This is a genomic window from Leifsonia sp. Root4 (genome assembly GCF_001425085.1).
Lineage (GTDB): Bacteria > Actinomycetota > Actinomycetes > Actinomycetales > Microbacteriaceae > Microterricola.
This window is the reverse complement of sequence record NZ_LMDN01000001.1, coordinates 565,411-584,351: the sequence shown is the minus strand read 5'-3', so window position 1 is coordinate 584,351 and position 18,941 is coordinate 565,411. Positions and strand designations below refer to the sequence as shown.

Genomic DNA, 18,941 nt, shown 5'->3' with positions numbered 1-18,941 from the left:
CATGGCTCGACTCACTGCACCCCTCGCGATGATGGCCGGCGCGGCCCTCCTCCTGGCCGGCTGCGCCACTGCCCCAGACGCCGGCGGCGAATCGAGCGCGTCCGAGTACTGCGCTCGCATGGTCACGAACTCCGGCGGCCTCGAGGACCGCTCATTCAACCAGTCGAGCTGGGAGGGTCTGCAGCAGGCGAGCGCCCAGTACGACATCGACGTGAACGCCATCGTCTCGACATCCGAGACCGATCTGGCGCCGAACGTCGCCCAGGCCGTCGACACCGGATGCCAGTTCATCCTCACCGTCGGGTGGGAGCTCGCCGATGCCACGATCGCCGAGGCAGAGGCCAACCCCGATGTGCACTTCGCGATCGTCGACGAGCAGGTCGATGGCGCGAACATCAAGCCGATCGTCTTCGACACGGCCCAGGCGGCATTCCTGGCCGGCTACCTCGCGGCCGGGGTCACCCAGACCGGCATCGTTGCGACGTTCGGCGGCGGCAACCAGCCTCCCGTCACGCTGTTCATGGACGGCTTCGTCGACGGCGTCGCCGAGTACAACACGGCGCACGGCACCTCCGTGCGGGCGCTCGGGTGGGACAAGGACGCCCAGGACGGCACATTCACTGGCGACTTCGAGGACATCGCCAAAGGCAAGAGCTTCACGCAGGGTTTCATCGATCAGGGCGCTGACGTCATCCTGCCCGTCGCAGGACAGGTCGGCGAGGGCGCTGCAGCCGCGGCCAGCGAGAACACCGGCGTGTCGATCATCTGGGTCGACAACGACGGATACGAGACGCTTCCGGCCGAGTTCCGCCCGCTCGTCTTGACCAGCGTGCTGAAGAACATGGAGGACGCGGTCGTGAAGATCGTCGGCGACGACATCGCCGGCGACTTCGACAACGCTCCATTCGTCGGCACACTCGAGAACGGCGGCGTCGAGATCGCGCCGTTCCACGACCGGGCCTCGCTCGTGTCGCCGGAGCTCGCGGCAGAGGTTGACGGCATCCGGCAGGGCATCATCGACGGCGACATCGTTGTGAGCTCACCGAGCACACCAGAGTAGTAGCTGGACCCGCGTGCTCATATGAGCAGAACATCGCGAATTCATAACCATTGCGCCCGGAGTGGACTTTGCCCGGATAGACCGGGAAATATTCGGTAACCTGACTTGCATATTGGCCTCGGAAACCGCCGGGGCGCCAGCTTGGAGGTTACTTTGACAATCAAGACCCGGAAGGCCGGATTCTTCGGTCTTGCCACACTCGGCGTAGCCGTTCTCCTTGCAGGTTGTGCGTCCGCCCCCGACTCGGGCTCGGACTCGACGGATGCCGCGGCGCCCGACTTCCTGCCCTGCATCGTCTCCGACTTCGGCGGCTTCGACGACCACTCCTTCAACGAGTCCTCCTTCAACGGCATCACCGCCGCTTCTGAGGAGCTCGGCGTCGAGTTCAAGGAAGCGGAGTCCAAGTCTGAGGACCAGTACGAGAGCAACGTCTCGAGCATGGTCGACCAGGGCTGCGACTTCATCCTCACCGTCGGCTTCGCCCTGGCCAACGCCACGCGTGACGCCGCAACGGCCAGCCCGGACACCCAGTTCGCGCTGATCGACTCCGCGCTCTCGAACGACGACTTCTCGCCGCTCACGCTCGACAACGTCAAGCCGGTGCTCTACGACACGGCTCAGGCCGCCTACCTCGCCGGCTACCTCGCCGCGGGCACCTCGAAGACCGGAACCGTTGCAACTTACGGTGGCCTCCCCTTCCCGTCCGTCACCATCTTCATGGATGGCTTCGTCGACGGCGTTGCCAAGTACAACGAGGTCAAGGGAACCGACGTCAAGGTGCTCGGCTGGGACAAGGCCAAGCAGGACGGCACCATGGCCGGCAGCTTCGATGACATCAACCAGGGCAAGACCCTGACCCAGGGCTTCATCGACCAGGGTGCCGACATCATCCTCCCGGTCGCCGGACCGCTGTTCCAGGGCTCGGCTCAGGCCATCCAGGACTCGGGCAAGGATGTCGCCATCATCGGTGTCGACAGCGACCTGTTCCTCACCGCACCGGAGTTCGGCGCGATGTACCTCACCTCCGTCATGAAGCAGATGGAAGACGCAACGCAGACGATCATCGTCGACGCCGCCAACGGCGACTTCAGCGCCGACCCCTACGTCGGAACGCTGGAGAACGAGGGTGTCCTCCTCGCTCCGCTGCACGACTGGGAGTCCAAGGTTGACCCCGCCCTGATCGCCGAGGTTGACCAGCTCAAGGCTGACATCATCGACGGCACCATCACGGTCGAGTCGCCTTCGACCCCGAAGTAATCCCACCCGCGGCCGATCCGGCCCGCGAGTGACACATGGGGGAGGTCAGCATCTGCTGGCCTCCCTCGTTCTGTGCCGGGACGTCCCGTCGAGCCCTGGTGGCCGTTGTGTGAGAACATCGGCAGTCGAGCCTGCTCATTTGAGCAGGTGCTCGCGCAACTCCACAGCACTCAATAGAATTTGGAACCATGAAGCTCGAACTTCGAGGCATCACCAAGCGCTTCGGTGCGCTGGTGGCCAACGATCACATCAACCTCACCGTCGAGGCGGGTGAAATCCATGCGCTCTTGGGCGAGAACGGCGCAGGGAAATCAACGCTCATGAACGTGCTCTACGGCCTGTATCAGGCCGATGAAGGCGAGATCCTCCTGGATGACGCCGTGCAGCACTTCTCCGGTCCCGGCGACGCCATGGCGGCAGGCATCGGCATGGTGCACCAGCACTTCATGCTGATCCCCGTGTTCACGGTCGCAGAGAACGTCATGCTCGGCCACGAGGAGACCGGATTCGGAGGCAAGCTCAACCTCGACGCCGCCAGGCAGCGCGTGCGTGAGATCTCCGACCGTTTCGGATTCCACGTCGACCCCGATGCGCTGATCGAAGACCTCCCGGTCGGCGTGCAGCAGCGCGTCGAGATCATCAAGGCGCTCTCGCGTGAGGCGAAGGTGCTGGTCTTCGACGAGCCGACCGCCGTCCTCACGCCGCAGGAAACCGACGAGTTCATGGTGATCATGCGCCAGCTCAAGGAGACGGGCACCTCGATCGTCTTCATCACCCACAAGCTGCGCGAGGTGCGCGAGGTCGCGGACCGCATCACCGTCATCCGTCTCGGCAAGGTCGTCGGCGAGGCATCGCCGACGGCGTCGAACGAAGAGCTCGCGACCCTCATGGTCGGCCGAGCGGTCGACCTCACCGTCGACAAGGCGCCGGCAGCCCCCGGCGCACCTGCACTCGTCGTCACCAACCTCAGCGTTCTCGACCCGCTCGGCCACATCGTCGTGAACGACATCAGCTTCACCGTCGCCGCCGGTGAGATCCTGGCCATCGCCGGTGTTCAGGGCAACGGTCAGACCGAGCTCACCGAGGCGCTCATCGGCCTCCAGCCCCGTGTCATCGGCGACATCACACTCGACGGCACCCCGATCCGCGGCCACTCCGTGCGCAAGATCCTCGACGCAGGCGTCGGATTCGTGCCGGAAGACCGCAACGAAGACGGCCTCGTCGGCGCGTTCACGATCGCAGAGAACCTCATGCTCGACCGATCGGACGGCGCACCGTTCGTGCGCATGGGCAACATCCAGAACTCGACACTCGATGACTTCGCCCGCGACAAGGTCAAGGAATTCGACGTGCGCACCCAGGGCATCGACGAGCCGGTCAGCCGGCTCTCCGGCGGCAACCAGCAGAAGGTCGTGCTGGCGCGGGAACTCAGCCGTGAGCTGCGACTCTTCGTCGCCGCCCAGCCGACCCGCGGAGTCGACGTCGGTTCCATCGAGTTCATCCACAAGCGCATCGTCGCAACCCGCGACGCCGGAACCCCGGTGATCGTTGTCTCCACCGAGCTTGATGAGGTCGCGGCACTCGCCGACCGCATCATGGTGATGTACCGCGGCAAGATCGTCGGCATCGTCCCCGGTGACACCCCCCGTGCCGATCTCGGCCTCATGATGGCCGGCGAGAAGCCGGCAGAAGGAGCGGCCGCATGAGCGATCAGCAGGCTCAGCAGGCCCCCACGACGAACGTGACCTCAACGCAGTCAACCGAGGAACCCTCGCGCTGGCACCGGATGTTCCGCGAGATCACCACCGGAAGCGCCATCATCTCGGTGTTGGCCGTCGTGCTCGCACTGCTCGTCGGTGCCGTGATGATCGCGTTCACCAACAAAGAGGTACAGGCGACCGCCGTGTACTTCTTCGCCAGGCCGGGTGACACATTCATCGCGATCTGGGACTCGGTCGCCGGAGCGTACTCCGCGCTGTTCCAGGGCTCGATCTACAACTTCCGCCGCCCCGGTTTCGCCGATGGCATCAAGCCGCTCACCGCGACGCTCACCTTCGCAACGCCGCTGATCGCGGCCGGCCTCGGTGTCGCACTCGGTTTCCGCGTCGGCCTCTTCAACATCGGTGGTCGCGGCCAGATGCTCATGGCAGCCGCGCTCGGTGGCTGGGCTGGATTCAGCCTCGACCTTCCGCCGGTCCTGCACATGATCGTCGCACTCGTGATCGGTGTCATGGCCGGTGCACTCTGGGGTGGCATCGTCGGTCTGCTGAAGGCCCGAACCGGTGCGCACGAGGTGATCACGACGATCATGCTCAACTACGTCGCCTTCTACCTTGTGAGCTACTGGCTGCGCGAGGGCTTCCTGAAGACGCCGGGATCGAACAATCCGAAGAGCCCGGCCACGGACCCGAACGCCGTCTTCCCCGACCTGCTCGGCCCCGGCTACAACCTGCACTTCGGTTTCATCCTCGTCATCGCCGCGACGGTTTTCGTCTGGTGGTTGCTGTCGAAGTCGAGCCTCGGCTTCAAGTTCCGCGCCGTCGGTGAGAACCCGAACGCCGCACGCGTCGCGGGCATCAACGTGAAGCGCATGTACGTCTACGCCATGCTGCTCTCCGGTGGTCTCGTCGGTCTCGCCGGCATCAACCAGGTGTTGGGAACGACGACAAGCGGATTCGGTGCGGGCATCGACTCCGGCATCGGCTTCGACGCGATCACGGTCGCACTGCTCGGTCGATCCAAGCCCTGGGGCGTCTTCGTCGCCGGCATCCTGTTCGGCGCGTTCAAGGCCGGCGGCTTCGCCATGCAGGCCGCAGAGGGCGTTCCGATCGACATCGTGCTCGTTGTGCAGTCGCTCATCGTGCTCTTCATTGCCGCACCGCCCCTGGTGCGCGCGATCTTCCGCCTTCCGGCTCCCGGACCCATCCGCAGAGCCACCCCCACCGTTACGAAGGAGGTGGCAGCCAAGTGAGCACCATCGCCCCCGTGTCTCGCCCGACCGAGCCGAACGCCCCGACGCCGGGACCCGGCGTCGCACTGATCCGCAACTGGAAGACTCCGGTCGCGCTCGGGATCTTCGCCCTCCTGGCGGTCCTCCTCCTCGTCGTCTTCGGCCGGGACGGCGTCAGCACCATGCGGCTCTCGACGAGCTCCGACCTCATCCAGCTGCCCGACGTCGAGCTGCCGACCCGCGAAACCGGCATCGTCATCTCGGTGCTTCTGCTCGCGATCGCGGCGTACAGCGCCTGGCTCGTCTACAACCACAAGAAGACGCCGCTCTGGCTGATCTCGATCTTCGCGTTCCTCGCGCTGCTCGGGTTCCTCGTCTGGGCATCCGCCGGTGCGACGATCCCCGTCCCCGGCCTGCTCTTCGGCTCGCTCAGCCTGGCCGTCCCGCTGATCTTCGGTGCGATGGGCGGCGTGATCTCCGAGCGCGCCGGTGTCGTCAACGTCGCCATCGAAGGTCAGCTGCTCGCCGGCGCATTCACCTCTGCGCTCGTCGCCTCGATCACCGGGCAGCCGCTGCTCGGCCTCGTGGCCGCGATGGTGGCCGGCGTGCTCGTCTCCTTCGTGCTCGCCGCCTTCTCGATCAAGTACTTCGTCGACCAGGTCATCGTCGGTGTGGTGTTGAACGTGCTGGTGACGGGCCTCACGGGCTTCCTGTTCTCGCAGCTGCTGGCCCCGAACGCCACGACGCTCAACGCGCCTCCACGCTTCGAGCGGATCAACATCCCGTTCCTCTCCGAGATCCCGCTGATCGGGCCGGTGCTGTTCCGCCAGACGATCATCGTGTACATCATGTACGTCGTGGTCGCCGCCGTGTACTTCGGCATCTTCCACACCCGCTGGGGACTGCGCCTGCGCGCCGTCGGTGAGCACCCGCAGGCCGCCGACACCGTCGGCATCAACGTCACGGGCACGCGGTTCTGGAATGTCTCGCTGGCCGGTGCCATCGCAGGACTCGGCGGGGCGTACTTCACCCTCGGCTCCGTCGGCGCCTTCGGCAAAGAGATGACGGCCGGCGCCGGATTCATCGCCCTCGCGGCCGTGATCTTCGGCCGCTGGGATCCGATCCGGGCCACGCTCGCCGCGCTGCTGTTCGGTTTCGCGTCCAATCTGCAGAACGTGCTCAGCATCATCGGTTCGCCGGTTCCGAGCGAGTTCATGCTGATGCTGCCGTACCTCGTGACGATCTTCGCCGTCGCCGGTCTGGTCGGGCAGTCCCGTGGGCCTGCGGCATCCGGCAAACCGTATATCAAGTCCTGATCGGGAGATGACAGTGGAACCCGTCTCAGCACCGAAACCGGACGCGGAGAGCATCGACTGGGAAGCGCTGCGCGCCGCGGCCACCGCGGCCATGCGGAACGCCTACGCGCCGTACTCGCACTTCCCCGTCGGTGCAGCAGCATTGGCAACCGACGGCCGCATCGTCGCCGGCTGCAACGTGGAGAACGCGTCGTACGGCGTGACGCTCTGCGCCGAGTGCTCCCTGGTCTCCGGGCTGCACATGGGCGGGGGAGGCCAGCTGGTGGCCTTCAGCTGCGTCGATGGCAACGGCACCGTGCTGATGCCGTGCGGGCGCTGCCGGCAGCTCCTGTTCGAGCACGCCGTGCCCGGGATGCTGCTCGAGACCGTGAGCGGCATCCGCACGATTGAAGAAGTACTGCCTGACGCCTTCGGGCCGCGGCAGCTGATTGAGTTCGGAGCATAGTGACCATGGCCGCAATCGAGGCATTCGACGCCGTCGACCTGATCCACACGAAGCGCGACAACGGTGTCCTCACCACCGCGCAGATCGACTGGCTGATCGACGCGTACACGCGCGGTTACGTCGGCGACGAGCAGATGGCCGCCATGACCATGGCGATCTTCCTGAACGGGATGTCGCGCAGCGAGATCCGCGACCTGACAATGGCGATGATCGCCAGCGGCGAGCGGATGAGCTTCGCCGCTCTCGGCAAGCCGACGACCGACAAGCACTCCACCGGTGGCGTCGGCGACAAGATCACCCTGCCGCTGATGCCGCTCGTCGCGGTCTTCGGCGCGGCCGTCCCCCAGCTCTCCGGGCGCGGCCTCGGCCACACCGGAGGCACGCTCGACAAGCTCGAGTCGATCCCGGGTTGGCGTGCGAACCTCACCAACGAGGAGATGTTCACGCAGTTGCAGGAGCACGGGGGAGTGATTAGCGCCGCAGGCAGCGGTCTGGCGCCCGCCGACGGCAAGCTGTACGCGCTGCGCGACATCACGGGAACGGTCGAGGCGATCCCGCTGATCGCGTCCTCGATCATGTCGAAGAAGATCGCGGAGGGAACGGGAGCACTCGTGCTCGACGTGAAGTTCGGTTCCGGCGCCTTCCTCAAGGACATCGAGCGCTCGCGCGAGCTGGCGCAGACGATGGTCGCACTGGGTGAGGATGCCGGCGTCGCGACGTCCGCCCTGCTGACCAACATGAACGTGCCGCTCGGCCTGGCCATCGGCAACGCCAACGAGGTGCGCGAGTCCGTCGAGGTGTTGGCCGGTGGCGGCCCGCGCGATGTCGTCGAGCTCACGGTGGCGCTGGCCGAGGAGATGCTGGCGCTCGTCGGCATCGTCGACGTCGATGTGGCTGCCGCGCTCACGGACGGCCGGGCCATGGACAAGTGGCGCGATGTCATCCGTGCCCAGGGCGGCGACCCGGATGCCGCGATGCCCGTTGCCCGCGAGACCCACACCGTGCTCGCAGACCGCGACGGCGTGCTCGTCGAACAGCAGGCGCTGCCATTCGGAATCGGCGCCTGGCGCCTCGGTGCCGGCCGTGCCCGTAAGCAGGACCCCGTCCAGCACGCCGCCGGCATCGACCTGCACGCGAAGCCGGGCGACACCATCCGCAAGGGTCAGCCGCTGTTCACGCTGAGCGCCGACGAGCCGGAGCGCTTCGCGCGAGCACTGGAGGCGGTCGACGGTGCCTGGCGTATCGGCGAACCCGGCGAGCCTGTGCTGGACGGCGGGCCGCTGATCGCGGAGCGCATCGGCCGCTAGCGGCTACGTGCCCGCCCGGCGGCCGGCCTTCCAGTAGCCGGAGAAGCGCACATTCGCCTTCGGGACCCCGAGTGACACCGCGTGGCGGCGAACGCCGGTCGCCAGCGCGGACTCGCCGACCGCGAAGACGTAGCAGGCGGCTGACGGCGCGGGGAGCCCGGCGATGTGGGCGAGTGCGGCCACCCCGGGCAGGGCGTGCGGGGCCGCGGACTCTGCGCGCACGACCCAGTGCACCTCGATGCCGTCCGGCTGGCCGAGCGCCCTCCTGTCGCCGGCGTGCGGCACCTCGATCACGGCGGCTCCGCGCGCGGTGCGCGGGAGGCTGCGCAGGATCCCCTCAACCGCGGGGAGGCCGGACTCGTCGGCGACGATCAGGGTCTCGTCGCTCCCCCGGGGAGGCGCGTACATGATCCCCTGGTCGAGCAGACCGATCGGCATCTCGGGGCGAGCACTCAGCGCCCACGCCGCGGCGATCCCATCGACCGAGCCGGATGCCGGGTCGCCGTGCACGACGAAGTCGATGTCGATCTCGCCGAGCTCCGGCCTGATGCCCGCAACCGTGTAGTTGCGGCAGTCTGGACGCTTCGCGCTCGGCGTCGCGAGCCACTGGGCGTACCAGAGCGCCGACGTCCTGGTCGGCAGCCGGAAGTCCTCTTGGCCGGCGCGCGGGAGGAAGAGCCGGAACCACTGGTCGTATCCCATCGGTGTGAAATGTCGCAGAGCGGGACCGCCGACGGTCACCCGCTGGATCGACGGGCTGAGGCGGGCCGAGGCGAGCACGGCGAGGCGCAACACCTGCGGATCGCTCGGCTTGATCGCCGTTGCGGTTGATGAGTTGGCCATTGCATCCTCGCTCGTCGTGGTTAGCTAAGGCTAACCTTAGCGACCGTGTTCGATGTTGGCGGAATGCGGCTGCGAATCTGCCGAGACATCCCGACCACCCGACCACTAGATTTGTAAGGGTGAACACCTCTCAGAGCGAGCACCTTCTGCCCGGCGGCGCCATCAGCATCGAAGCACTGCCCAAGATATCCCTGCACGACCACCTCGACGGTGGCCTGCGGCCGCAGACGATCATCGAACTCGCCGATGCCATCGGCATCGACGTGCCGACCACCGATGCCGCGAAACTCGGCACCTGGTTCGCGGATCAGGCCAACTCCGGATCCCTCGTCGAGTACCTCAAGACCTTCGACGTCACCACGAGCGTGATGCAGACCGTCGAGGGGCTCGAGCGGGTCGCACGCGAATTCGTGCAGGACCTCGCGGCCGACGGCGTGATCTACGGAGAGGTGCGCTGGGCGCCCGAGCAGCACCTCGCCCGCGGACTCAGCCTCGACCAGGTCGTCGAAGCCGTGCAGCTGGGCATCGAGGCCGGCATCGACGACGTCTTCTCATCCGGCCGAGAGATCCGTGTCGGCCAGCTCGTCACGGCGATGCGCCACGCAGACCGTGGGCTCGAGATCGCCGAGTTGGCTGTGCGCCACCGCGACCGTGGCGTCGTCGGCTTCGACATCGCCGGTGCCGAGCTGGGCTTCCCCGCCGGCAACCACCGCGCCGCATTCGACTACCTGGCCAAGGAATTCTTCCCCGTCACCGTGCACGCCGGCGAGGCCGACGGCATCGACAGCATCCGGGGCGCGCTCTTCGATGGCCGCGCCCTGCGCCTCGGCCACGGCGTCCGCCTCGCGGAAGACGTCACGATCGAGCGCGAGGATGACGACAACAGCTACGTCACGCTCGGCCCGGTCGCCCGCTGGGTGCGCGACCGCCAGATCACGCTCGAGCTCAGCCCGTCCTCGAACCTGCAGACCGGTGCCATCGCGGCCTGGGGCGATGAGCTCATCGACCACCCGTTCGACCTGCTGTACCAGCTCGGCTTCCGTGTCACGGTCAACACCGACAACCGCCTGATGAGCAACACGACGCTCAGCAAGGAGCTCGGCCTGCTGAGCGACGCCTTCGGTTACGACGTCGACGACTTCGAGCAGTTCCAGCAGAACGCCGTCGCTGCGGCCTTCCTCCCCCTGGAGGAGCGCGAGGAACTCGCTGAGGAGATCGCTGACGCCTACGCCGAGGTCTGATCCTCCCACCCGCACCACCCTCGCGCACCACCACCTCTCTGAAAGACACCGATGACTCTCCCGCCCCTGCCTGACTCGGCCATCGACATCGCCGTGCGCGCCGACGACTGGCGCGCCGCCGTCGAATTGTGCGGTGAGGCCCTGCGGCGTTCCGGCGCCACCAGCGCCGGATACACGGGGCGCATGGTTCAGGTGATCGACGAGTTCGGTGCCTACATCGTCATCGCCCCCGGGCTCGCGCTGGCCCACGCCCGACCCGGCCCCGACGTGCTGCGCGAGGGCCTCAGCGTCGTCACGCTGGCCGAGCCCGTCGCCTTCGGGCACCCGCACAACGACCCCGTCAGCGTGCTGATCGGTCTCGCGGTGAAGAGCTCCGACGAGCACGTGCACTCGATCGCCGCGCTGGCGAACGTGTTCAACGACGAGAGCGTGATCCCCGCCTTGGCCGCGGCACCGGATGCCGCAACGGTTCGCGGTCTGCTCGGAGTCGACGCGTGAAGATCGTCGCCATCTGTGGTGCGGGAATCGGCACCTCGGGAATCCTCAAGGTGAACGCCGAACGCGCCCTCGAGCGGCTCGACATCGAGGCCGAGGTCTCGGCATCCGACGTCGCCAGCCTCGCGGTCGCCGCCGCCGACGCCCAGGTGATCCTGACGTCGCCGGAGCTGGTCTCCCACATCGGTGCGACCAACGCCGACATCGTGGTCATCAACAACTACTTCGATCTCGAGGAGATCATGGAGAAGCTCGAGGGCGCCCTCGGCTGGTAGCGGCGCACCACGGGGCGTCGAACACGAAACGGCCCGGTCTGCAGCTGCAGACCGGGCCGTTTCGTTGATTCGAGGCAGCTGGTGAGCCTCCCGCTGGTTGAGCTTGCGGCCGCTGGTTGAGCCTGCGGCCGCTGGTTGAGCCTGCGGCCGCTGGTTGTGCCTGTCGAACCGCCGAGCAGCGGTGACGGTTTCGTAGGCTTCCTTGGTGGTGGCTGCCGCCTTTCGCGTAGTAGCCCGACGCTGGCGCGTCTGGCTGCTACGCGCCGATGAGGGCGCGCATCCCGATGTCCAGAGCGGCCACCGTCGCGGCAGCGGCCGCCTCGCGCTCGACGACGCTGCCGTCGGTGGACGACGCGTCGATGTACACCTTGAGCTTGGGCTCCGTGCCGCTCGGACGCACCATGACGCGGGCGCCGCCGGTGAGCCAGATGCGCAGGACATCGCTCGGCGGCAGCGCGCCGAAGCCCGCACCGAGGTCGTCGATCTGCTCGACCCGGATGCCGCCGATCTCCACCGGCGGGTCAGCGCGCAGCGCCGACATCACCTCGGCGATGCGGGAGAGATCCGTGACGCGCACGGAGACCTGGCTGGAGGCGTAGGCACCGAAGGTCGCGGTGAACTCCTCGAGGTGGTCAGCGATCGTGCGGCCGGAGGCCTTGAGCGACGTGGTCAGGTCGAGAAGAGCAACCGCGGCGGAGATGCCGTCCTTGTCGCGCACGGTCTCCGGGTTCACCAGGTAGCCGAGCGCCTCCTCGAAGCCGAAGATCAGCCCGGGAGCGCGCGAGACCCACTTGAAGCCGGTCAGCGTGTTGGCGAACTCGAGTCCGTAGTGTGCGGCGACGGCCTTGAGAGCCGGCGAGGAGACGATGGAGCAGGCGAGGGTGCCAGCCGGTCCGTTGTCGCCGGATGCGGCGGCCACGGCCCGCTCAGCGGCGCGCCAGCCCAGCAGGGCGCCGAGCTCGTTGCCGCTCAGGCGACGGTAGCCGGTTGCATCCGTCGCGGAGGGGATCGCGATCGCCAGCCGGTCGGCGTCGGGGTCATTCGCGATGATGAGCTCAGCGCCCAGCTCGCGCGCCAACTCGATCGCCAGATCCATCGCGCCCGGCTCCTCCGGGTTCGGGAACGCAACCGTCGGGAACGCCGGGTCCGGATCGATCTGCGCGGCGACGACATGCGGTGCGGAGAAGCCGGCCGCGGCCAGGACGCTGCGGGCGGTCTCCCACCCGACGCCGTGCATGGCGGTGTAGACGACGGAGAGCTCAGCGCGGCCACCCGCCGGAGCCTCGGACGCCACGGCGGCCGTCGCGGCGATGTAGGCGTCGATGACGCCCTCCTCGGCCGTCTCGAAGGATCCACGCGGCAGCTCGAGCACGTTCTCCTCCGCGGCGACGCGCAGGATGTGGTTCGCAATGGCACCGTCGACGGGCGCGACAATCTGTGAGCCCTCGTTGCCGTCACCCAGGTACACCTTGTAGCCGTTGTCGTTCGGCGGGTTGTGCGAGGCCGTCACCATCACGCCGGCGCTCACATCGAGGTGGCGCACGGCGAAGGCGAGCACGGGGGTCGGCAGCAGGCGGGGCAGCAGGATCGCCCGCACCCCGGCTCCGGCCATCAGCTCCGCCGTGTCCCTGGCGAAGATGTCCGAGTTCTTGCGGCCGTCGTAGCCGATCACCACCGACGGGGCAGCACCCGACGTCTGGCTCTGGCCGGCGGCCTCGACCAGGTAGCGGGCGAGACCGGCTGCGGCCTGCGAGACCAGCACGCGGTTCATCCGGTTGGACCCGGCGGCGATCTCGCCGCGGAGTCCGGCCGTGCCGAAGGCAAGACGCTCGTCGAAACGGTCATGCAGCTCGGAGGAGGCGTCGGCATTGCCCGCGGCCGCCGCGTCGATCAGCTGCTGCAGCTCGGCACGGGTCTCCGCGTCGGGGTCCTGGGCGAGCCAGGCCCGCGCCGTCTCGAGCAGAGCGGCATCCGAGCTCATCAGATCGCCGCCACGATACGGGCCAGCAGTGCGCTGATCACGGGCTCGGCCATCTGGCCGGCCTCGATCACCTCGGCGTGGCTGAGCGGGGTCTTCTGGATGCCGGCCGCGAGGTTGGTGATGAGCGACATGCCCAGCACCTCCATGCCGGACTGGCGTGCGGCGATCGCCTCGAGTGCGGTCGACATACCGACGATGTGGCCGCCGATGATCTTCGCCATCTGCACCTCGGCCGGCGTCTCGTAGTGCGGTCCGCGGAACTGGCAGTAAACGCCCTCATCGAGCGTGCTGTCGATGGAGTGCGCGAGATCGCGCAGGCGCTTGGAGTACAGATCGGTGAGGTCGATGAAGGTCGCGCCCTCGAGCGGAGAGTCGGCCGTCAGGTTGATGTGGTCGCTGATCAGCACGGGGGTGCCCGGCTTCCACGTCTCCTTGATGCCTCCAGCCCCGTTGGTGAGGATCATCGTCTTCACGCCGGTCGCTGCGGCGGTGCGCACGCTGTGCACGACGCGGCGGACACCGTGGTCCTCGTAGTAGTGGGTGCGTGCGCCGATCACGAGGGCGCGCTTGCCGCCGGGCAGCAGCACGGAACGCAGCGTTCCGACGTGGCCCTCGAGGGCCGGCTTGCTGAATCCGATGATCTCGTGCGCCGGAATGGTGGCGGTCGTCTCGCCGAGCAATTCGGCGGCCTTGCCCCAGCCGCTGCCGAGGGTCAGCGCGATGTCGTGGCGTTCGACGCCGGTCTTCTCGGCGATCTGCTCTGCGGCGATCCGTGCGACATCGAACGGGTCGGAATCGGGCAGGTCAAGTGGGTTCTGTACAGACATGCATCAACTCTAATGACGGATGCGCCCGCGCTGCAGATTTTGCTCATATGCAGCTGAGGGTGTGCTCATTTGCTGCGTTTGGAGCGGCAGGGGAGAATGGAGCAATGGCCTATGAGTTCGAACGCACCCACAGAATTGCAGTACTCGGTGGAGGGCCCGGTGGTTACGAAGCGGCACTCGCCGGTGCGCAGCTCGGTGCGGAGGTCACGCTCGTCGAACGCGTCGGAGTCGGCGGAGCAGCCGTGCTCACGGATGTCGTTCCGTCCAAGTCGCTGATCGCGACAGCAGAGGCCTCGAACTCGATCAAGGAGGCCGCCGACCTCGGGGTGCAGTTCTTCACCCGCGGTGCCGACGGTGTGCCGGTGCGGCCGGAGGTCGCCATCAACCTGGCCGCGGTCAACAAGCGCCTGCTCAGCCTGGCGCGCCAGCAGTCCGAAGACATGAAGGCCAACCTGCTGCGTGCGGGGGTCCGCCTCGTGCAGGGCGACGGGCGCCTGGACGGCACCGGCGCCGTCATCGTCTCGACCGCTCAGGGCGACGCCGGAACCGATTTCGATCGCATCGAGGCCGACACGATCGTCGTGTCCGTCGGTGCGAGCCCGCGCGTGCTGGCCTCCGCGGTGCCGGACGGCGAGCGCATCCTCACCTGGACCCAGCTCTACAACCTGCAGACGGTGCCAGAGCACCTGATCGTCGTCGGCTCCGGTGTGACCGGTGCCGAGTTCGCCTCGGCGTACCGCGCGCTCGGTGCCAAGGTCACGCTGATCTCCAGCCGCGACCAGGTGCTGCCCGGCGAGGATGCCGACGCCGCGCACGTGATCGAGAACGCCTTCAAGCGCAACGGCATGCGGGTGCTCAGCAAGTCGCGCGCCGACTCGGTCGTGCGCACGGAGGACGGCGTGCTCGCCACGCTCTCCGATGGACGCACCGTTGAGGGCAGCCACTGCCTGATGGCCGTCGGCGCCATCCCGAACACGGCGGGGATCGGCCTCGAGGAGGCCGGCGTGCAGCTCGACGACAGCGGCCACATCCGGGTGAACAGGGTCGCACGCACCTCGATGCCGAACATCTACGCAGCCGGCGACTGCACGACCTTCATGCCGCTGGCGAGTGTCGCATCGATGCAGGGCCGCACGGCCGTGTTCCACGCCATGGGCGACGCCGTCAACCCTCCGGCGCTGCAAAACATCACCTCCAACATCTTCACCCAGCCGGAGATCGCAACCGTCGGCTGGACGCAGAAGCAGATCGAGGAGGGCATCCGCCGCGGCGAGATCTACAAGCTGCCACTGGCCTCCAACCCGCGCGCCAAGATGATGGGGATCAAGGAGGGCTTTGTGAAGCTCTTCGCCAGCCGCGGCACCGGAACGGTGATCGGCGGCGTGATCGTCGCGCCCAAGGCCAGCGAGCTGATCTTCCCGCTGGCGCTCGCCGTGGAGAACCGACTCACGGTCGACCAGATCGCCGACGCGTTCCCCGTCTACCCATCGCTCAGCGGCTCGATCTCGGATGCCGCCCGCGCCATGCACATCGTCGACAAGTAGCGGGCGCAGCCGCTGGTCAATCAGCGGAACGGCACCGCTGGTTGAGCTTGTCGAAACCCAACCAGCGTCGGTGACAGTTCCCGGGGTTGCCTTGGGTCTGGCTGCCGCCTTTCGCGACGCTGCGCGTCGCGCTACTTGAAGGCGCTCTCGCCCGTGATCCTGCGGCCGATCAACAGCGCCTGGATGCTCTCCGTGCCCTCATAGGTGTGCACGGCCTCCATGTCGACCATGTGCCTGATCACGTGGTTCTCCAGCAGCACGCCGTTGGCACCCATCATGTCGCGGGCGATGGCCGCGACGGATCGTGCCTTGCGGGTGCACGTGTACTTCGCCATCGACGCCATCACGGGGTCGAGTTCGCCGCGCTCGTCGAGCTTCGCCAGGTGCATGCAGTGCAGCTGCATCGAGGTGACGTCGGAGAGCATCGTCGTCAGCCGCTCCTGCACGAGCTGCGACTGGGCCAACGGCCGGCCGAACTGCACGCGCTGGGTCGCGTAGTTCAGCGCCGCCTCGTAGCAGGCGATGGCATGGCCGAGCGCCGACCAGGCCACACCGAGCCGGGTGGCGTAGAGCACCGTCGAGGTGTCGTTGAAGCTCCGCGCGCCGGGGAGCACGGCGTCGGCCGGAACACGCACGTTCTCGAGCGTGACCCGGGTCTGGTGCACGGAGCGCAGGGCCACCTTGCCGGTGAGCACCTCGGCACTGTAGCCGGGGGTGTCCTGCGGAACGAGGAAGCCGCGCACGCTGCCGCCGTGCTTGTCGGCGCTCGGCACCCGCGCCCACACGATCGTCACGGCGCCGCCGAGCCCGTGGCCGATCCACTTCTTCGTGCCGTTGATCACCCAGCCATCGGCATCCGGAACAGCCGTCGTCTCCAGGGCGACCGAATCCGAACCGTGCAGCGGCTCGGTGAGCGCGAAGGCGGCGAGCACCTCGGCGCGTTCGATCGGGACAAGCCACGTGGCCTTCTGCTCCGGGCTGCCGTGCAGCGCGATCGTGCGCAGAGCGAGACCACCCTGGATGGCGATGATGGTGCCGAGCGAGCCGTCGCCGCGCGAGACCTCCATGGTCACAAGCCCGGCGCCGAGCGGCGACAGCGTGCGGAGCCCGTCGCCGGAGACGCCGTCGTTCAGGAGCCCGAGCTCGCCCATGCGGCGCACCCGCTCGAGCGGGTAGTCCGCGTTCTCCCACGCCTCATTGATCGTCGGCCAGATCTCTTCGACGAAGCCGCGGGCCCGCTGCCACACCTCACGGTCGGCCGCCGGGATATCGTCGAACACCCGATAGAAGTCGGTGTCGAGCGGCTCTGAAACGTCGTAGTCCTGGATCACGTGGGTCCTCCCAGCCAGGCGACGCCGGATGCAGCGTCGCACGGTGTCCCGCGGCGCGGAGAGTGCGCAGCGGGGCGCGGCGAGAGCCTTCTGGGCATCGTCGCCGCGCTCCCAGTCTTGCCCGTCGCGGCCCCCGTGTCGAGCATTGGAATCGCCGCGTCGCGGAGAATGCGCGCGACACGCGGGGAAAACAGAACGGCGGCACCGCGCAGTGCGCGGTGCCGCCGTTCAGAGTTGGTGGCTAGTCGACGATGCTCATCAGCAGGTGTCCGGAGCTGACGGTCGCACCGACCGCGGCGTTGACGGCCCCGATGGTGCCGTCGCGGTGCGCGGTGATCGGCTGCTCCATCTTCATCGCCTCGAGCACGACGATGAGGTCACCCTTGATGACCTTGTCGCCCTCCGCGACGGCGAGCTTGACGATTGTGGCCTGCATCGGCGCTTTCACGCTGTCGCCGGTCGAGGTGTCGACGGCGTGGCCGGCACGGCGGCGCGGCGCGGGGCCGGCGGTGTGCTCGGCGGATCCGGGCAGCAGGCGGGTGGGCAGCGTGACCTCGATGCGGCGGCCGTCGACCTCGACGACGACGCTGTGGCGGGCCTGCGGGGCCGCTGCCTCTTCGCCGGTACCGCTCCACGGCTCGATGGTGTTCTCGAACTCGGTCTCGATCCAGCGGGTGTAGATGCTGAACGGCGCGCCGTCGGCCGGCGCGAACGCGGGGTCGTTGACGATTGCGCGGTGGAAGGGCAGGACCGTCGGGAGGCCGGCGACCTCGAACTCCTCGAGGGCACGGCGGGAGCGCTCGAGGGCCTCGTCGCGGGTGGCACCGGTGACGATGAGCTTGGCGAGCAGCGAGTCGAAGGAGCCGGAGATGACGTCGCCGGCCTGAACACCGGTGTCCACGCGCACGCCAGGACCGCCGGCGGGCTTGAAGACGTGGATCGGGCCCGGAGCCGGCATGAAGTTTCGGCCGGCATCCTCGCCATTGATGCGGAACTCGAAGGAGTGGCCGCGCGGGATCGGGTCCTCGTAGTCGAGCACGCCGCCCTCCGCGAGGCGGAACTGCTCGCGCACGAGGTCGATGCCGGTGATCTCCTCGGAGACCGGGTGCTCGACCTGCAGGCGGGTGTTCACCTCGAGGAAGGAGACGGTGCCGTCCTTGCCGATCAGGAACTCGCAGGTGCCGGCACCGAGGTAGCCGACCTCCTTGAGGATCGCCTTGGACGCGCGGTACAGCTCGGTGTTCTGCTCCTCGGTGAGGAAGGGGGCGGGCGCCTCCTCGACGAGCTTCTGGTGGCGGCGCTGCAGCGAGCAGTCGCGGGTCGAGACGACGACCACGTTGCCGTGCGCATCGGCCAGGCACTGCGTCTCGACGTGGCGGGGCTGGTCGAGGTACTTCTCGACGAAGCACTCACCGCGGCCGAACGCCGCGATCGCCTCACGGGTGGCCGAGTCGAACATCTCGGCGACCTCGCCACGTTCGCGGGCGACCTTGAGGCCGCGGCCGCCGCCGCCGAAGGCCGCCTTGATGGCGACGGGCAGCCCGTGCTCGTCGACGAAGGCGAGCACCTCTGCGGCATCCGCGACCGGGTTCAGGGTGCCAGGGGCCAGCGGGGCCCCGACCTTCTCTGCCACGTGGCGGGCGGAGACCTTGTCGCCGAGCTTCTCGATGGCCTCCGGGCTCGGGCCGATCCAGGTGAGTCCTGCATCGATCACGGCGCGGGCGAAGTCGGCGTTCTCGGCGAGGAAGCCGTAACCCGGGTGCACGGCGTCGGCGCCGGAGCGGCGCGCGATCGAGAGCAGCTTGTCGATGACGAGGTAGGTCTCTGCGCTGGTGGTTCCGTCGAGGCCGTATGCCTCGTCGGCGAGCTTGGCGTGCTGGGCGTCGCGGTCCTGGTCGGCGTAGACGGCGACGGAGAGGATCCCGTGGTCGCGAGCGGCTCGCATGACGCGGACGGCGATTTCGCCTCGGTTAGCGACGAGGACCTTGGTTATGCGCGACATAGTTCCCTAGCTTATTGCCCCGACCGCGCCCGCCTTTGGCCGGTATCGACAAACATGCGCGATGAAC

16 protein-coding genes are annotated in these 18,941 nt (G+C 67.8%); 11 read left to right on the top strand and 5 right to left on the bottom strand.

The features are described 5' to 3' along the window. Position 1 precedes the first annotated feature (1 nt). The 7 genes from ASC66_RS02740 to ASC66_RS02710 all read left to right on the top strand — a co-directional run bounded on the left by ASC66_RS02740 (position 2) and on the right by ASC66_RS02710 (position 8,335). A complete protein-coding gene (locus tag ASC66_RS02740) occupies positions 2-1,060 on the top strand; it encodes a BMP family lipoprotein (RefSeq protein WP_055834325.1) in 1,059 nt (352 codons plus the stop codon). Between the two features lie 153 nt (positions 1,061-1,213). Beyond that, positions 1,214-2,317, top strand: coding sequence for a BMP family lipoprotein (locus ASC66_RS02735; RefSeq protein WP_055834322.1), 1,104 nt, complete (start codon positions 1,214-1,216; stop codon positions 2,315-2,317). Positions 2,318-2,505: 188 nt separating this feature from the next. Next, positions 2,506-4,023, top strand: a complete 1,518-nt coding sequence (locus ASC66_RS02730) for an ABC transporter ATP-binding protein (protein WP_055834319.1) — start codon at positions 2,506-2,508, stop codon at positions 4,021-4,023. Next, positions 4,020-5,288, top strand: a complete 1,269-nt coding sequence (locus ASC66_RS02725) for an ABC transporter permease (RefSeq protein ID WP_082491965.1) — start codon at positions 4,020-4,022, stop codon at positions 5,286-5,288. Before ASC66_RS02730 ends, ASC66_RS02725 begins: the two co-directional genes overlap by 4 nt. 14 nt (positions 5,289-5,302) lie before the next feature. After that, complete coding sequence (locus tag ASC66_RS02720; RefSeq protein WP_055836214.1) at positions 5,303-6,583, top strand: ABC transporter permease; 1,281 nt, start codon at positions 5,303-5,305, stop codon at positions 6,581-6,583. 7 nt (positions 6,584-6,590) lie between these two features. Beyond that, complete coding sequence (locus ASC66_RS02715) at positions 6,591-7,028, top strand: cytidine deaminase (RefSeq protein ID WP_055834315.1); 438 nt, start codon at positions 6,591-6,593, stop codon at positions 7,026-7,028. 5 nt (positions 7,029-7,033) lie between these two features. Then, entirely contained in the window at positions 7,034-8,335 is a 1,302-nt protein-coding gene (locus tag ASC66_RS02710) for a thymidine phosphorylase (protein WP_055836210.1), read from the top strand. A gap of 3 nt (positions 8,336-8,338) precedes the next feature. Here the strand turns inward: ASC66_RS02710 and ASC66_RS02705 are convergent, their stop codons facing one another. Continuing rightward, on the bottom strand, positions 8,339-9,178 hold the full coding sequence (locus tag ASC66_RS02705; protein ID WP_055834312.1) for a siderophore-interacting protein: 840 nt from the start codon (positions 9,176-9,178) through the stop codon (positions 8,339-8,341). Positions 9,179-9,297: 119 nt separating this feature from the next. On the opposite strand from ASC66_RS02705, the gene ASC66_RS02700 reads away from it, so the two are divergent. The 3 genes from ASC66_RS02700 to ASC66_RS02690 are packed head-to-tail and all read left to right on the top strand — an operon-like array spanning position 9,298 to position 11,189. Continuing rightward, complete coding sequence (locus ASC66_RS02700) at positions 9,298-10,419, top strand: adenosine deaminase (protein ID WP_055834309.1); 1,122 nt, start codon at positions 9,298-9,300, stop codon at positions 10,417-10,419. A 51-nt stretch (positions 10,420-10,470) separates the two neighbouring features. Continuing rightward, on the top strand, positions 10,471-10,917 hold the full coding sequence (locus ASC66_RS02695; protein ID WP_055834306.1) for a PTS sugar transporter subunit IIA: 447 nt from the start codon (positions 10,471-10,473) through the stop codon (positions 10,915-10,917). Next, positions 10,914-11,189, top strand: coding sequence for a PTS sugar transporter subunit IIB (locus ASC66_RS02690; RefSeq protein ID WP_055834302.1), 276 nt, complete (start codon positions 10,914-10,916; stop codon positions 11,187-11,189). Before ASC66_RS02695 ends, ASC66_RS02690 begins: the two co-directional genes overlap by 4 nt. Before the next feature lie 256 nt (positions 11,190-11,445). Here the strand turns inward: ASC66_RS02690 and ASC66_RS02685 are convergent, their stop codons facing one another. Together ASC66_RS02685 and ASC66_RS02680 are read right to left on the bottom strand one after the other, a co-directional pair. Further along, positions 11,446-13,170 carry a phospho-sugar mutase gene (locus ASC66_RS02685; protein WP_055834299.1) on the bottom strand — a complete coding sequence of 575 codons (1,725 nt, stop codon included), beginning with the start codon at positions 13,168-13,170 and terminating at the stop codon, positions 11,446-11,448. Further along, positions 13,170-13,997 carry a purine-nucleoside phosphorylase gene (locus ASC66_RS02680; protein ID WP_055834296.1) on the bottom strand — a complete coding sequence of 276 codons (828 nt, stop codon included), beginning with the start codon at positions 13,995-13,997 and terminating at the stop codon, positions 13,170-13,172. Before ASC66_RS02680 ends, ASC66_RS02685 begins: the two co-directional genes overlap by 1 nt. A gap of 104 nt (positions 13,998-14,101) precedes the next feature. Here ASC66_RS02680 and ASC66_RS02675 point away from each other — a divergent pair, with 104 nt between their 5' ends. Then, positions 14,102-15,541 carry an NAD(P)H-quinone dehydrogenase gene (locus ASC66_RS02675; protein ID WP_055834292.1) on the top strand — a complete coding sequence of 480 codons (1,440 nt, stop codon included), beginning with the start codon at positions 14,102-14,104 and terminating at the stop codon, positions 15,539-15,541. Positions 15,542-15,672: 131 nt separating this feature from the next. Here ASC66_RS02675 and ASC66_RS02670 read toward each other — a convergent pair whose 3' ends face one another. Then, a complete protein-coding gene (locus tag ASC66_RS02670) occupies positions 15,673-16,872 on the bottom strand; it encodes an acyl-CoA dehydrogenase family protein (protein ID WP_235496635.1) in 1,200 nt (399 codons plus the stop codon). A gap of 241 nt (positions 16,873-17,113) precedes the next feature. Further along, positions 17,114-18,874 (bottom strand): acetyl/propionyl/methylcrotonyl-CoA carboxylase subunit alpha, encoded by a 1,761-nt coding sequence (locus ASC66_RS02665; protein ID WP_055834289.1) that lies wholly within the window; start codon positions 18,872-18,874, stop codon positions 17,114-17,116. Between the last annotated feature and the right edge of the window lie 67 nt (positions 18,875-18,941).

Coding starts and splice junctions, on each gene's coding strand:
- ASC66_RS02685 (WP_055834299.1), bottom strand. CDS start 13,170: ATGAGCTCGGATGCCGCTCTGCTCGAGACGGCGCGGGCCTGGCTCGCC.
- ASC66_RS02705 (WP_055834312.1), bottom strand. CDS start 9,178: ATGGCCAACTCATCAACCGCAACGGCGATCAAGCCGAGCGATCCGCAG.
- ASC66_RS02695 (WP_055834306.1), top strand. CDS start 10,471: ATGACTCTCCCGCCCCTGCCTGACTCGGCCATCGACATCGCCGTGCGC.
- ASC66_RS02715 (WP_055834315.1), top strand. CDS start 6,591: ATGACAGTGGAACCCGTCTCAGCACCGAAACCGGACGCGGAGAGCATC.
- ASC66_RS02740 (WP_055834325.1), top strand. CDS start 2: ATGGCTCGACTCACTGCACCCCTCGCGATGATGGCCGGCGCGGCCCTC.
- ASC66_RS02710 (WP_055836210.1), top strand. CDS start 7,034: ATGGCCGCAATCGAGGCATTCGACGCCGTCGACCTGATCCACACGAAG.
- ASC66_RS02680 (WP_055834296.1), bottom strand. CDS start 13,997: ATGTCTGTACAGAACCCACTTGACCTGCCCGATTCCGACCCGTTCGAT.
- ASC66_RS02730 (WP_055834319.1), top strand. CDS start 2,506: ATGAAGCTCGAACTTCGAGGCATCACCAAGCGCTTCGGTGCGCTGGTG.
- ASC66_RS02725 (WP_082491965.1), top strand. CDS start 4,020: ATGAGCGATCAGCAGGCTCAGCAGGCCCCCACGACGAACGTGACCTCA.
- ASC66_RS02665 (WP_055834289.1), bottom strand. CDS start 18,874: ATGTCGCGCATAACCAAGGTCCTCGTCGCTAACCGAGGCGAAATCGCC.
- ASC66_RS02675 (WP_055834292.1), top strand. CDS start 14,102: ATGGCCTATGAGTTCGAACGCACCCACAGAATTGCAGTACTCGGTGGA.